Annotated in this window: 15 protein-coding genes; 8 read left to right on the forward strand and 7 right to left on the reverse strand. The window is 65.1% G+C overall.

Annotation, left to right across the window (positions count from 1 at the left end; translation table 11 throughout):
• Nucleotides 1–14: 14 nt before the first annotated feature.
• Both HHL21_RS16485 and HHL21_RS16490 read right to left on the reverse strand, forming a co-directional pair.
• On the reverse strand, nt 15–944 hold the full coding sequence (locus HHL21_RS16485) for a pseudouridine-5'-phosphate glycosidase (protein ID WP_169467812.1): 930 nt from the start codon (nt 942–944) through the stop codon (nt 15–17).
• 2 nt (nt 945–946) lie between these two features.
• A complete protein-coding gene (locus HHL21_RS16490; RefSeq protein ID WP_169467814.1) occupies nt 947–2,089 on the reverse strand; it encodes a carbohydrate kinase family protein in 1,143 nt (380 codons plus the stop codon).
• A 161-nt stretch (nt 2,090–2,250) separates the two neighbouring features.
• On the opposite strand from HHL21_RS16490, the gene HHL21_RS16495 reads away from it, so the two are divergent.
• The 8 genes from HHL21_RS16495 (at nt 2,251) to HHL21_RS16530 (ending at nt 11,203) form a co-directional block, all read left to right on the forward strand.
• On the forward strand, nt 2,251–2,436 hold the full coding sequence (locus HHL21_RS16495; protein WP_169467816.1) for a hypothetical protein: 186 nt from the start codon (nt 2,251–2,253) through the stop codon (nt 2,434–2,436).
• A gap of 280 nt (nt 2,437–2,716) precedes the next feature.
• Complete coding sequence (gene xapA / locus HHL21_RS16500) at nt 2,717–3,559, forward strand: xanthosine phosphorylase (RefSeq protein ID WP_169467818.1); 843 nt, start codon at nt 2,717–2,719, stop codon at nt 3,557–3,559.
• Nucleotides 3,560–3,583: 24 nt separating this feature from the next.
• Nucleotides 3,584–4,777, forward strand: a complete 1,194-nt coding sequence (locus tag HHL21_RS16505; protein WP_169467820.1) for a phosphopentomutase — start codon at nt 3,584–3,586, stop codon at nt 4,775–4,777.
• Nucleotides 4,774–5,730: a deoxyribose-phosphate aldolase gene (deoC, locus tag HHL21_RS16510; RefSeq protein ID WP_169467822.1), complete on the forward strand. Its 957-nt coding sequence runs from the start codon at nt 4,774–4,776 to the stop codon at nt 5,728–5,730. Before HHL21_RS16505 ends, deoC begins: the two co-directional genes overlap by 4 nt.
• Before the next feature lie 13 nt (nt 5,731–5,743).
• Nucleotides 5,744–8,125, forward strand: coding sequence for an aldehyde dehydrogenase family protein (locus tag HHL21_RS16515; RefSeq protein ID WP_370659745.1), 2,382 nt, complete (start codon nt 5,744–5,746; stop codon nt 8,123–8,125).
• Between the two features lie 116 nt (nt 8,126–8,241).
• Nucleotides 8,242–9,564: a thymidine phosphorylase gene (deoA, locus tag HHL21_RS16520; RefSeq protein WP_169467824.1), complete on the forward strand. Its 1,323-nt coding sequence runs from the start codon at nt 8,242–8,244 to the stop codon at nt 9,562–9,564.
• 10 nt (nt 9,565–9,574) lie between these two features.
• The gene (locus HHL21_RS16525) at nt 9,575–9,979 is read left to right on the forward strand and encodes a cytidine deaminase (protein WP_169467826.1); all 405 of its coding nucleotides are present in this window, start codon (nt 9,575–9,577) and stop codon (nt 9,977–9,979) included.
• Between the two features lie 3 nt (nt 9,980–9,982).
• Nucleotides 9,983–11,203 (forward strand): nucleoside deaminase, encoded by a 1,221-nt coding sequence (locus tag HHL21_RS16530; RefSeq protein ID WP_169467827.1) that lies wholly within the window; start codon nt 9,983–9,985, stop codon nt 11,201–11,203.
• A 47-nt stretch (nt 11,204–11,250) separates the two neighbouring features.
• Here HHL21_RS16530 and HHL21_RS16535 read toward each other — a convergent pair whose 3' ends face one another.
• The 5 genes from HHL21_RS16535 to HHL21_RS16555 all read right to left on the reverse strand — a co-directional run bounded on the left by HHL21_RS16535 (nt 11,251) and on the right by HHL21_RS16555 (nt 14,206).
• On the reverse strand, nt 11,251–11,643 hold the full coding sequence (locus HHL21_RS16535; RefSeq protein ID WP_169467829.1) for a YybH family protein: 393 nt from the start codon (nt 11,641–11,643) through the stop codon (nt 11,251–11,253).
• Entirely contained in the window at nt 11,640–12,032 is a 393-nt protein-coding gene (locus HHL21_RS16540; RefSeq protein ID WP_169467831.1) for a VOC family protein, read from the reverse strand. Before HHL21_RS16540 ends, HHL21_RS16535 begins: the two co-directional genes overlap by 4 nt.
• A 13-nt stretch (nt 12,033–12,045) precedes the next feature.
• Entirely contained in the window at nt 12,046–12,477 is a 432-nt protein-coding gene (locus HHL21_RS16545) for a VOC family protein (protein WP_169467832.1), read from the reverse strand.
• 74 nt (nt 12,478–12,551) lie between these two features.
• Entirely contained in the window at nt 12,552–13,316 is a 765-nt protein-coding gene (locus tag HHL21_RS16550) for a LytR/AlgR family response regulator transcription factor (RefSeq protein ID WP_169467834.1), read from the reverse strand.
• Nucleotides 13,313–14,206 carry a sensor histidine kinase gene (locus HHL21_RS16555; RefSeq protein ID WP_169467836.1) on the reverse strand — a complete coding sequence of 298 codons (894 nt, stop codon included), beginning with the start codon at nt 14,204–14,206 and terminating at the stop codon, nt 13,313–13,315. The genes HHL21_RS16550 and HHL21_RS16555 overlap by 4 nt, the downstream gene beginning before the upstream one ends.

Raw genomic sequence — 14,206 nt, forward strand, 5'->3', positions numbered from 1 at the left:
ACGGTGTTTCCTGGTCAGATTGGCTGCATTCCCGGCAGGTCGTGCATTGCGGCCGCCAGCTTGGCGCCAACCAGTGCATTGTGCTTCACCAGGGCGATGTTTGTCATCAGGCTTCGGCCTTCGGTGAGCTGCTTGATGCGGTTTAGCAGGAAAGGCGTGACTGCCTTGCCCGTGACGCCGCCCTTGTCGGCCTCGTCGAGCGCCTGTTCGGTGATGTCGTCGATTTCGGCTTTCGGCATCGCGAACATCTCGGGCACCGGATTGCTGACGACGACGCCGCCGCGCAGGCCAAGCTGCCATTTGGTGTTGATGAAGGCCGCCTGCTCCAGCGCGGTGTCGAGCTGGAAGTCGGCCTTGTAGCCGCTGTCGCGCGTGAAGAACGCCGGGAAGCCCGGCTGGCCGACACTGATCACCGGTACGCCATGGGTCTCAAGGTATTCGAGCGTGAGGCCGATGTCGAGGATCGATTTGACGCCCGCGCAGACCACGGCAACGCTGGTTTGCGCCAGTTCCTGCAGGTCGGCCGAGATGTCGAAGCTGGTTTCCGCGCCGCGGTGCACGCCGCCGATGCCGCCGGTGACGAATACGCGGATGCCGGCCAGCGCCGCGCAGATCATGGTCGCGGCCACGGTGGTGGCGCCCAGCTTGCGGGTCGACAGGACGAACGGCAGGTCGCGCCGGCTGACCTTCATCGCGTCGGGCGAATTACCGAGCAGCTCCAGCTGTTCTTCGGACAGGCCGATGCAGATTTTGCCTTCGATGATGGCGATGGTGGCAGGCACGGCGCCGGCGTCGCGGATGATCTGCTCGACTTCCTTCGCCGTGGTGACGTTTTGCGGGTACGGCATGCCGTGCGAGATGATGGTCGATTCGAGCGCTACGACTGGCTTGCCGGCGGAGCGTGCCGCTGCGACTTCTGGGGAGAACATTAGAAACTGGTGCATGGTCATTCCTGGTAAAGGGCGTTGAACGGCTGGCCGTCCGCCGTGGGAAGGGGGGCCGCGATCGCGTCGAGCGTATCGGGGGCGAGGGAAGGGCAGACGGTCTGGGCGCAGGCCACGGTCATCGCGGACAGGACCAGGCCGCGGCGGCACGCGAGGGCGAGGTCGTCGCTGCCCTGGTAAAGGGTCCAGCTGACGGCCGCTGCGAAGGCGTCGCCCGCGCCGGTTACGTCGACGACGGTGGCGTCGAGGGCGTCAAGGTGGGCGATGCCGCCTGGGCTGGTGTGGCTGACGCCGCGGGCGCCGCGCGTGACGATGATGTCTTGCGCGCCCTGCGCCTGGATCGTGGCGCAGGCTGTCGCCAGCGCGGCAGCGGAGCCGACCGCGTGGCCGACCCGCGTTTCCAGTTCGCCTTCGTTCAGGATCAACAGGCGAACGCCGGCCAGGCTGGCGGGCAGGCGGTCCATTTTCGGCTGCGACACGGCGACCACGATGAGCGGCACGCCGAAGCGCTCGGCATCGTCGAGGAGCGACCGCAGCGTGTCGATCGGAAGGTTCATGTCGGCCACGGTGAGCGCAGCGTTGGCGCGCTGCTGCTGCGTGCGGGAGAGGGCGTCCGGCGTGAGCTGGTCGTACAGGGCCATGTCGGCGAGGGCCAGCAGCATGTCGCCTTGCTGGTCGAGCACCGCGGTGTAGGTGCCGCTGCCGGTGCCGGCCAACCGCAGGCTGCCGCCCGTGTCGATACCGACGGCTTCGGCCTGCGCCATCAGCGCGGCGCCGGATGCGTCATCGCCGACCGCCGTGATCAGGCCGGCCGGCGTGCCGAGGCGCGCCAGGTTCTCGGCGATGTTGCGGGCGACGCCGCCGAACGACTCGTGCTGGCGGGCCGGGTTCGAGGTGCCCATCTGGACGGCGCCGAGGGAGCGCAGCTTGCGGTCGAGGTTGGCCGCGCCGATGCACATGATGGCGCGCCGGTCGGCCAGCACATAGGCCCGGCCGAGCAGGCGGCGTTCGCGGATCAGGCCCGCGATGTGGCCGGCGACGGCGGAACGCGACAAGCCGAGCTGCACGCCGAGGTCGTGCTGCGAGATGAAAGGGTTTGCGCGGATCAGTTCGAACAACTGGTCCTTTTTGGAAAGGTCGGTCACATGAGCAGTCGTTAAACAAGTGTTTGAAATGGTAGACATTTGTTTGCGCGAAGTCAATCGACTTTTCCCACCGGCTGCACCAATCTGTGGGCAAACGAACGGTTGGGCCGGGAATAAATCCAGATACTTGATGGACGCCGCCATATACTGCCAGGAACATGATGAACAAGACCACTGCCGGCCTCCAGCCGAATTCCCGCATCGAGGCCGAGATCCAGCGCGAGCGCAACGAGCGCCTGCACAATGACGACGTCAAGACCGGCGCGAACGCCGGCGACGATGTCCGCATCAAGGATGCGCGCGAAAACGACAGCTCGACCAAGCTGCACCGTCCGCAGGGACGCTGATCCGGCCAAACTGGCGCCGCCGCCCCGGCTGCGCCCGCATTGATTGTTGAGCCCTGGCTGACCGCAACAGGGCGATCTCGACTATTTATATCTCAGCCATATAAATAGTGAAGAAAAATGGTATTTGCCATACATATCGAGAATAATGCATAGTTATAATGTCTAGCAAGCCCATTCCCACTACCGCAGTACGGACCCATGTGTCCGGCGACTGCCGTATTCGCATGACCGGCACGACCGGGCCGCTACCACCTCAACGCCGAAAACATCAAGGAAGACCATGTCCAACAATACCCCTTTTGAAGCCGTCGATATCATCAAAGCCCGCAAGCCCGGTTTCGCGCCGCGCGTGGCCATGATCCTCGGTTCCGGACTGGGCGTGCTGGCCGAGCAGATGACCGACGCCGTTTCGATCGGCTTCGACGAACTGCCAGGCTTCCCGATCAGCACCGTGCACGGCCACGCCGGCGAACTGGTGCTCGGCACGCTGGCGGGCGTGGAGGTGGCATGCATGAAGGGCCGCGGCCACTTCTACGAAGGCTACGGCATGGGCGTGATGACCAGCGCCGTGCGCACCATGAAGCTGCTCGGCTGCGAGATGCTGTTCGTGACCAATGCCGCCGGTTCGCTGCGTCCTGAAGTCGACGCGGGCAGCCTGGTGGTCATCACCGACCATATCAACCTGCTGCCGGGCACCCCGATGATCGGCGCGAACGACGACCGCTTCGGTCCGCGCTTCTTTAGCATGTCCAACGCCTACGACGCGGACATCCGCAACGTCGTCAAGGACACCGCCGCGGCAAACGGCATCACGCTGCACGAAGGCGTGTTCGTCGCCTACCCTGGCCCTAACTTCGAAACCGCCGCCGAGATCCGCATGATGTCGCGCCTGGGCGCCGACACGGTCGGCATGTCGGTGGTGCCTGAAGTGATTTCGGCGCGCCACTGCGGCCTGAGGGTGGCCGGCGTTTCGGTTATCACCAACCTGGCCGAAGGCCTGTCGCCGTTCCAGCTGTCGCACGAGCAGACCCTGAAGTACGCCTCCATCGGCGCCAAGGACCTGGTCGCGCTGATCCTGGCGTTCCTGGCACGCGTGGCGAAAGAGCCACGCGCCGCAACCTGACCCATTTTTATATCGAGCGATACCATGTCCCGCGCATTCATCCTCCTGCTTGACTCATTCGGCCTCGGGGCCACGCCGGACGCCGTCACCTACGGCGACGTCGGCGCCAACACCTTCGGCCATATCGCCGAGTGGGCCGCCAAAGAAGGCAAGCCGATGTCGCTGCCTAACCTGGAACGCCTCGGCCTCGCGGCTGCCGCCCACAAGGCGAGCGGCGAGTGGGCCGCCGGCTTCGACCAGCGCGACGGCTTCACCGGCGCCTGGAGCGCGGCGCGCGAGCGCTCGACCGGCAAGGACACCCAGAGCGGCCACTGGGAAATCGCCGGCGTGCCGGTCGATTTCGACTGGGGCTACTTCCCGCGCACCGTGCCGTCGTTCCCGAAAGAGCTGACCGACAAGCTGCAGCAACTGAGCGGCGTGCCTGGCTTCCTCGGCAACTGCCACGCATCGGGCACCGAGATCATCAACCTGCACGGCGACGAATCCGTCGCCACCGGCAAGCCGATCCTGTACACCTCGTCCGACTCGGTGTTCCAGATCGCGGCCCACGAAGAGCACTTCGGCCTCGACAAGCTGTACGCGATGTGCGAAGCGGCGTATGAGCTGGTCAAGCCGTACAACATCGGCCGCGTCATCGCGCGCCCGTTCGTCGGCGCGAACGGCGACTATCGCCGCACCAGCAACCGCCACGACTACGCGGTGCCGCCGCCAGCCAAGACGCTGCTCGACCACGTCAAGGAAGAGGGCGGCGAGGTTGTCGCGCTGGGCAAGATCAGCGATATCTTCGCAGCCCAGGGCGTGTCGCGCATGGTCAAGGGCGCCGACAACATGGCCTTGTTCGACGCGCTGCTGAAGGTCACCGATGAAGTCGGCGACAAGTCGCTGACCTTCGTGAACTTCGTCGACTTCGACATGATGTTCGGCCACCGCCGCGACATCAAGGGCTACTCGAACGCGCTGCACGAACTCGACGCGCGCCTGCCGGAGTTCATCGCCAAACTGAAGGAGGGCGACATGGTTGTCGTCACCGCCGACCACGGCTGCGACCCGAGCTGGCCTGGTTCGGACCATACCCGCGAACACATCCCGATGATTTTCTTCGGCCCGGCTGTCAAGCCGCAGGAACTGCCGATCTCCGAAACCTTCGCCGACATCGGCGCCACGCTGGCCAGGCATCTCGGCGTCACACCACTTTCCAACGGAACCAGTCTGCTATGACCCATAACTCCGCATTCAAACGCAATGAGGCCGCCGGCCTCGACCTCGGCTGGGTCAACCAGATCAAAGTCAACCGCAACGCCGCCGACCGCCGCGCCGCCAGCCTGGCGAACCGCCGCACCGTCAAGAAGGAATACCAGGCTGCGTGGCTGGTCAAGGCGATCCAGTGCATCGACCTGACCACCCTCGGCGGCGACGATACGCCGGGCCGCGTCGAGCGCCTGTGCATGAAGGCGCTGCGCCCGCTGCGCACCGACCTGATGGACGCGCTGGGCGTGCAGGGGCTGACCACCGGCGCCGTGTGCGTGTACCACGAGATGATCGCGCCCGCGCTCAAGGTACTGAACGGCCGCTTGCCGATCGCCGCCGTGTCGACCGCGTTCCCGGCCGGCCTGTCGAGTTTAGAGACCAAGCTGCGCGAGATCGAGCTGTCGGTCGCCGCAGGCGCCACCGAAATCGACATCGTCATCACCCGCCAGCACGTCCTGACCGGCAACTGGACGGCGCTGTACGATGAGATGCTGGCCTACCGCAAGGCTTGCGGCGATGCCCACGTCAAGGCGATCCTCGCCACCGGCGACCTGGTCACGCTCGAAAACGTCGCCAAGGCGTCGTGGGTCTGCATGATGGCGGGCTCCGACTTCATCAAGACCTCGACCGGCAAGGAAGGCGTCAACGCCACCATCCCGGTATCGCTGGTGATGGTGCGGGCGATCCGCGAATACTACGAACAGACCGGCTTCCAGGTTGGCTACAAGCCGGCCGGCGGCGTCAGCACCGCGAAGAGCGCGCTGCAGTACCTGACCGTCATGAAGGAAGAACTGGGCAATGAATGGCTGGAACCCCACCTGTTCCGCATCGGTGCTTCGAGCCTGCTGACCGACATCGAGCGCCAGCTCGAACACTACGTCACTGGTAACTACTCGGCGAGCCACCGCCACGCGCAACCTTAAACACGGATTCGTCATGCCAACAATTAACGAGATTCTTCAGACTATGGACTACGGCCCAGCACCCGAGAGCACCAAAGAAACGCAAGCGTGGCTGGACCAGCATGAGCGCCGCTTCGGCCTGTTCATCGACAACGCATGGACGCAGGCGGCAGACACCTTCGCTTCGGTGAACCCTGCCGACGGCAAGGAACTGGCGCAGGTAACGCAGGCCGCCGGCAGCGACGTCGACCGCGCCGTGGAAGCCGCGCGCCGCGCGCAGCCGGGCTGGGTAGCCCTCGGCGGCCATGGCCGTGCGCGCGTCATGTACGCGCTGGCACGCCTGCTGCAAAAGCACGCACGCCTGTTCGCGGTGCTCGAAACCCTCGACAACGGCAAGACCATCCGCGAAACGCGCGATGCCGACCTGCCGCTGGCCGCACGCCACTTCTATCATCACGCAGGCTGGGCGCAGCTGCAGTCGGAAGAATTCGCCGACTACCGCGCCGTTGGCGTCGTCGGCCAGATCGTTCCCTGGAACTTCCCGCTGCTGATGCTGGCCTGGAAAATCGCGCCTGCCATGGCAGCCGGTAACACCATCGTCTTCAAGCCGGCCGAATTCACTTCGCTGACCGCGCTGCTGTTCGCCGAGATCTGCCAGCAGGCAGGCGTACCGGCAGGCGTCGTCAACATCGTCACCGGCGACGGCCGCGTAGGCGAAGCGATCGTCAACCATGCGGGCATCGACAAGATCGCCTTCACCGGCTCGACCGAGGTTGGCCGCATCATTCGCCAGGCCACGGCAGGCAGCGGCAAGAAGCTGTCGCTGGAATTGGGCGGCAAATCGCCATTCATCGTCTTTGAAGACGCGGACCTCGACGCAGCCGTCGAAGGCCTGGTCGATTCGATCTGGTTCAACCAGGGCCAGGTTTGCTGCGCCGGTTCGCGCCTGCTGGTGCAGGAATCGATTGAAGAACGCTTCTACGCCAAGCTGCGTTCGCGCATGGACAACCTGCGCCTCGGCTCGCCGCTCGACAAGTCGATGGACATCGGCGCACTGGTCGATCCGGTTCAGCGCCAGCGCATCCACGGCCTGGTCGAATCGGCACGCGCCGAAGGCTGCACGATCTACCAGCCGGCCGCATGCGAAATGCCGGCTGACGGTTCGTGGTTCCCGCCGACCCTGATCACCGGCGCATCGACGTCGGCCGGTATCGCGCAGACCGAAGTCTTCGGCCCTGTGCTGGTGGCGATGAGCTTCCGCACCCCGGGTGAAGCGGTCCAGCTGGCGAACAACACCGTGTACGGCCTCGCCGCGTGCGTGTGGTCCGAGTCGATCAGCCTCGCGCTGGACGTCGCGCCGCAGATCAAGGCCGGCGTCGTATGGATCAACACCGCCAACCAGTTCGACGCAGCCTGCGGCTTCGGCGGATACAAGGAATCCGGCTTCGGCCGTGAAGGCGGCCGCGAAGGCATGTACGAGTACATGACGGCGCTGTCGGAAGATGCACGCCCGGCCGCGCCTGTGGTTGAAGCCACGGGCAAGGCCAAGCAGGCCGACAGCGATGCACCGTTCGCGATCGACCGCACCGCCAAGCTGTACATCGGCGGCAAGCAGGCACGCCCTGACGGCGCCTACAGCCGCGCCATCAACGGCGCCAGCGGCCAGTTCCTCGCCGACGTCGGCGAAGGCAACCGCAAGGACATCCGTAACGCGGTTGAAGCTGCGCACAAGGCGTCCGGCTGGGCCAAGGCCACCTCGCACAACCGCGCGCAGGTGCTGTACTACATCGCTGAAAACCTCGCGATCCGCGCTGACGAATTCGCAGCCCGCCTTGCCGCGATGACGGGTTCGAAAGACCCGCAGCGCGAAGTTCAGGCATCGATCGAGCGCCTGTTCTACTACGCGGCGTGGGCCGACAAGTACGACGGCCTGGCGCACCAGCCGCCGATGCACGGCATCACCGTCGCGCTGAACGAGCCGGTTGGCGTGATCGGCATCATCTGCCCGAACGAGAACCCGCTGCTCGGCTTCATCTCGCTGGTCGCACCGGCGCTGGCGCTGGGTAACCGCGTTGTGGCGGTGCCTTCGGAAGCGTTCCCGCTGTCGGCCACCGACCTGTACCAGGTGCTGGATACGTCCGACCTGCCGGGCGGCGCGCTGAACATCGTGACCGGCAGCGCCGACGAACTGGCCAAGACGCTGGCGTCGCACGCTGACGTGGACGCGGTGTGGCGCCACGACGGTTCGGCCGAAGGCTGCGCGGAAGTCGAGCGCCTGTCGGCTGCATCGCTCAAGCGCACCTGGGTCGGCGGCGCGAAGGGCCGCGACTGGTTCGACACGAAGCAGGCAGGCGGCCGCGCGGTGCTGGCGCACGCAAGCCAGGTCAAGAACGTCTGGATTCCGTACGGCGTATAACGTCCGGACACATCGAACACCGTCATTCCCGCGAACGCGGGAATCCATACTGACCCTGCATGCCAGCGACGTATGGATTCCCGCTTTCGCGGGAACGACGTTTTGGAGCTGATAAAATGTTTTTAACCCAAGAAATCATCCGCAAAAAGCGCGATGGCGGCGCCCTGAGCGCAGAAGAAATCAAGTTCTTCGTCAGCGGCATCCCTGACGGCAGCGTCACCGAAGGCCAGATCGCCGCGTTCGCGATGGCCGTCTATTTCAACGACATGAACATGGACGAACGCGTCGCCTTCACGCTGGCGATGCGCGATTCCGGCCAGGTCATGGAATGGCGTTCGCTGAACCTGCCAGGCCCGGTCGTCGACAAGCACTCCACCGGCGGCGTCGGCGACGTGGTCTCGCTGATGCTCGGCCCGATGATCGCTGCCTGCGGCGGCTTCGTGCCGATGATCTCCGGCCGTGGCCTCGGCCACACCGGCGGCACCCTCGACAAGTTCGATTCGATCCCCGGCTACTGCACCGTGCCCGACCCTGAGCTGTTCCGCAAGGTGGTCAAGGATATCGGCGTGGCCATCATCGGCCAGACCGCGCAGCTGGCGCCGTCGGACAAGCGCTTCTACAGCATCCGCGACACCACCGCGACGGTGGAATCGGTGGCGATGATCACCGGCTCGATCCTGTCGAAGAAGCTGGCCGCGGGCCTCGACGCGCTGGTGATGGACGTGAAGGTCGGCTCCGGCGCCTTCATGCCAAGCTACGAAAAATCGGTCGAACTGGCGGAGAGCATTGTCGCCGTCGGCAACGGCGCTGGCACCCGCACGTCGGCCCTGCTGACCGAGATGAACGAGTCGCTCGGACCGGTCGCCGGCAACGCGCTTGAAGTGCGCCTGGCGATGGACTACCTGACCGGCCGTTCGCGTCCGGCGCGCCTGCATGAAGTGACGATGGCGCTGTGCGCCGAGATGCTCATCCTCGGCAAGCTGGCCGCCAACGAAACCGAAGCGCGCGCCAAGCTGCAGGCTGGCCTCGATTCGGGTGAAGCGGCCGAGCGCTTCGCGCGCATGGTCGCGGCGCTGGGCGGCCCGGCCGACCTGGTCGAGCGTCCGGATGCCTACCTCGAAAAAGCGCCAATCGTGGTGCCGGTTCCTGCACTGGAAGCCGGCTTTGCGACCCAGACCGACACGCGCGGCCTCGGCCTGGCCGTGGTCAGCCTTGGCGGCGGCCGCCGCCGTCCGGAAGACGCGATCGACTTCGCCGTCGGCCTGACCGGCCTGGCGGAACTGGGCGACGCGATCGCCGTCGGCCAGCCGCTGGCGATGGTCCACGCACGCACGCAGGCAGCAGTCGAGCAGGCGGTCCGCGAGGTGCGGGCTGCCTACAAGATCGGCGCGCAGAAGCCAGCACCGAACCCGATCATCTACCGCACCATCCGTCCTTAAGAGGAACAGCATGAAATACCAAAAACTGATCGACGAAGCACGCGCAGCGCGTGAACTGGCTTACACGCCTTACTCCAACTTCAAGGTCGGCGCGGCGCTGGAGTGCAAGGATGGCCGTATCTTCCGCGGCTGTAATGTGGAAAACGCATCCTACGGCTTGTGCAACTGCGGCGAACGCACGGCGATGTTCAGCGCGGTCGCGCACGGCTACAAGCCGGGCGACTTCACCGCGCTGGCAGTCATCGGCGACACCGAAGGCCCGATCGCACCGTGCGGCGCCTGCCGCCAGGTGATCCTCGAGTTGGGCGGCAACGACCTGGCGGTCGTGCTGACCAACCTGAAGGGCGACATCTTCGAAACCACGGCCGCGGAGCAACTGCCAAACGCATTCGGCGGCTGGGACCTGAAGAAGTAAGCTTTGAGGAAAACCATCGATGTACAGGCCGCGGTCGCCATCGCGGCCAACGAGGCGGTAGCCGCCAAGACGCAAGGGACGTTCGGCGTCGGCGGGCTGCTGCTCGATCAGCAGGGAAACGTGCTCAAGTCCCTGCAGAACAACGTCGTGCGCGAAGGCCTGGTGTTCGACCCGACCGCGCACGGCGAACGCCAGCTGATCGACTGGTATTTCGCCGAGCGCGCGAAGGGCGCCGCTTTGCCGCCGCCGGAAGAAATCACCATCGTCACGTCGCTCGACCCGTGCGCGATGTGCACCGGGGCGATTCTGTCGGCAGGATTCAACGTGGTCGTCGCGGCCATGGACCCGAAAGCGGGTATCAACTATGAAGCGAACGGCAGCTTTTCCGCCTTGCCGGAACCGCTGCGGGCGCGCGCTGCGAGTTCGTTTTACTATCCACCTGTGCTGGGTGCGTCGGCATACGCCCGCGAGGGCTGGGGCTCGCCGCCGCGCGGGCTCTTTATCGGCAAGACCATCGCAGAGGGCACGCAGGCATTGTGTTCGCTTGCGTTCGAGGCGACCGAAGAAAAGGTGCAGGCGTTGTGCAGCAGCGATGTGGCGCAGGACCAGTTGCGCGATCCCGCAACGCTGGCGCCTTGGCATCCGCTGGTGCGCAAGCTCCGCAGCCTGTATCCGGAGGCCTTGACCTATCGGTGCGAGCCGCAGGCGCCTGACGCCGGGCTGGCGCCGTTCATGCTCGCCGCTGTTGCCAGGGACAGTGAGCAGGGAGGCGGGGGCGATGCTGTCGCGCTGCTGGACGCCTTCGGTAATCTTCTCCTGTGCGTGCCGGGACGGCGGACGCAGTCGGCGATCTGCACGGCGTTCATGGAATGCACGCGGCAGTACGCACAGCTACGCTACATGCTGATGCGCGATGCCTCGGCACAGGAGCAGATGGAGATCGGGCAGTACCTTGCACATCCGCGCGATGGCACGTTTGTGTTTGCGCGCGGGCCGGGGAAGGACGCGCAGGGTTTTATGGACCTGGGCGCGTATGGGTCGACCATGGAAGGGCCGCTGCCGGAGCATAATCCACGGCAGCTCCAATATGTGCAGCCGACCGTGCCGCAGCAGGAGCTGGACGCGGTGTGTGCGGCGATGCCGCCGTTGTATCGGGATGTGATCAGGATCAGGCCGGTGCGGGTCGAGAGCCAGGCCCTTATCGAGGCGTTGGCCAAGTCGTAGGGTGGATTACGCGCTGCGCGCTCATCCACCCTACAGTTAATGGCAGTTCAGGCGGCGGAAGCCAGCATGTTGGCGTCCCGCGTCAATACCCACCTGCCATCCGCGCCCTTGCGCAGTATCGACAGTGTATCGCCGCTGCGCAGCATCGGCAGATTGCCATGCTTTGACGTAATCGTGATCGTCAGCTTGGTGCGGCAGTACGCCAGATCGCCCGATACCTCGATCTCCGCTATCTCGCTGGTCGATTCGATCACATGTTCCGACAGCACTTTGCTCAAGCCGCGCGCGAACGCGTCGCGTCCGACCATCGGCTGCTGGCCTGCAGACAGGAACATCGCGTCCTCCGCCATCAGCGACAGCACCGCCGTCACATCGCCTGCCTGCGTGGCGCTAAGCCACGATTCAATCAACTGGCGGATATCCTGTTCATCCTGGTTCACGCTGCCTCCGGGTCTTCTTGCATCATGCCGAAAATGTTCCCATCCGGGTCCCTGGCGTAGCCAAGCCAGCCGATTCCGGGCACCGGCATTTTAGGAACGACAATCGCGCCGCCCGATCCTTCCGCGGCGGCCCTGTCCAGCGCCGCATCGAGGTCCGCGACATCGACCGTGATGACGAAGGCATTCACCGCCGCCATCGCTTCCGGGACCGGTCCGCGCCGCGGCAGCAGGCCGCCGTTGATGCCGGGCTTTTCCTCCGGCCCGGTGTGGATCAGCCAGTACTCGCCGCCTTCCCATTTGTTGAACGACCAGCCGAACAGGCCGGTGTAGTAGTCGATCAGCGCCTGCGGATTGGACGCCTGGATCTCGAAGTGGACTGCGCGGGACATGCGGTTCTCCTTCTTACGCAAATGGGTCGTAGGTGCCGAAGGTCCAGACGTGGCCTTCGGGATCGCGGCAGCTGAAGCCGCGGCCGCCGTAATCCTCGTCCTTGATGTCCATGACGATCTGCGCGCGCGCGTCGAGCACGCGGCCGTAGACGGCGTCGGCGTCCTCGACGACCACATACACGGTCTGGGTCTGCGCCCCGCCGATATCGCCGGGCTGCCTGATGAGTTTTGCGTATTCGCTGTCGACGTTGCTGGCAGAGCCGAGCATGATCATGCCGTTGCCGAACGCCAGCTGGGCGTGGACGATGGTGTTGCCTTCGCCGGGAACGACCAGGTGCTGCTCGAATCCGAAGGTGGCGCACAGCCATTCGATCGCCGCCGGCGCGTCGCGGTAGCGAAGGCAGGGGATGACGTTGGAGCTGGTTTGCCTGGGTGCGACTGACATATCAATCTCCTCTCAAACATGAAAACCAAGGTATATATTAGTTCATTATTTGATTGGAGCGCGCCCGTTGCGGGTCACATCTGCTGGAACCGGCTGGCGTGATTCCGGCTGACCTCAAGTTCGCGCGGATGATTGCGTAGTTTGACCATCTGGCGCCCGCGGTCGTCGCGCGTGACCTCGACGATGGCGTCCACACGCACCAGGGTGGAGCGGTGGATGCGCCAGAACTCGTCCGGATCGAGTTCGTCGGCCAGCTCCTTGAGCGTTTTGCGGATCAAGAGTTCGGCCGACGCGGTTTGCACCAGCGTGTACTTGTCGTCCGACTGGAAGAATAATATTTCTTTGGTGCTGATCATGCGCAGGCTGGTGCCGACCTGCGCCTGGATCCAGCGCAGGTACTGCTGCGGCTTCGCGCCCTGTCCACGCTCGAGGATTTGGGCCAGCGCCGCCAGCTTCTGGTCGATGTCGGCCGGCGGCTTGCCGATGCGCTGGCGCAGGCGGTCGCAGGTCAGGCGCAGGCGGTCGGCCGCGACTGGCTTGAGCAGGTAGTCCATCGCGCCGTGCTCGAACGCTTCGACCGCGTACTGGTCGTAGGCGGTAACGAACACCACGTGGCTCTGGCTGTACAGCTGGCGCGCGGTTTCGATGCCGCTGGGGCCGGGCATGCGGATGTCGAGGAAGACGATGTCCGGCTTCAGGCGCGCGGTCATCTCCATCGCTTCGATGCCGTTGGCGGCCTCGCCGGCGATGCCGAGTTCCGGCCACACCTCGGCCAGCCGCGCGCGCAGCTGGTCGCGCATCGGCGATTCGTCGTCGACGATCAGTGCGGTGACAGTCATGCTGCTTTCTCCGTAACGATGTAAGGGACGCGGATCGAGGCCAGCGCGCCGCCTTCGGCCGGCATCTCGATCGCCAGCTCGGCGCGGCTTCCGTACAGCAGCCGCAGGCGTTCGCGGATGTTGGCCAGGCCGACGCCTTCTCCTGCATGCATGTTAAATCCAATGCCGTTGTCCTGCACGTCGACGTGCATGGTGCCGTCGATCAGGGTGGCGCGCACGTCGATGCGGCCGCCTGCGATCTTCGGCTCCAGCCCGTGCTTGATCGAATTCTCGATCAGGATCTGCAGCATCGTCGGCGGGAACACGGCGCTCTCGAGATAGTCGGGCACATCGAAGCGGAATTCGAGGCGTTCCTTCATCCGCGCCTGCATGATGGCCAGGTAGGCGCGCGCCAGTTCCACCTGGTGGCGCAGGGTGCCGCCGTTGGGCGCGCGCATTTGCGGCAGGGTCGAGCGCAGGTACTCGATCAGGTTCGCGTGAATGCGCGCGGCCTGCGGCGGATCGGTTTCGATCAGCTGGCCGATCAAGGCCAGTGTGTTGAACAAGAAGTGCGGCTCGACCTGCGCCTGCAGCGCCGCCATCTGCGCCTCCATCAGGCGGCGCTCCAGTTCCGAGACATCGGCCTGCTTGGTCGCCTCCTTGGCCTGCAGTTCGGCCTTGCGCTTGCCGCCGGCCAGCACCTTGACGCCGAACGACACGAACACGAACCAGATCGCAGGCTCCGAATAACCTGACATGAGGCCGAACGCGAACACGAGGAAGGCGATGATCGCCAGCTGGCGCCATTCGACCATCGCCAGCCAGTCGAAGAAGCGCCACCACACCACCGCGGCCTCCGCCACGATTTCGCGCAGCAGGTCGACAATCCGGTTCAGGCTACGGGCGCTCAT

Source organism: Massilia polaris, from assembly GCF_012927275.1.
GTDB classification, from domain to species: Bacteria; Pseudomonadota; Gammaproteobacteria; order Burkholderiales; family Burkholderiaceae_D; genus Telluria_A; species Telluria_A polaris.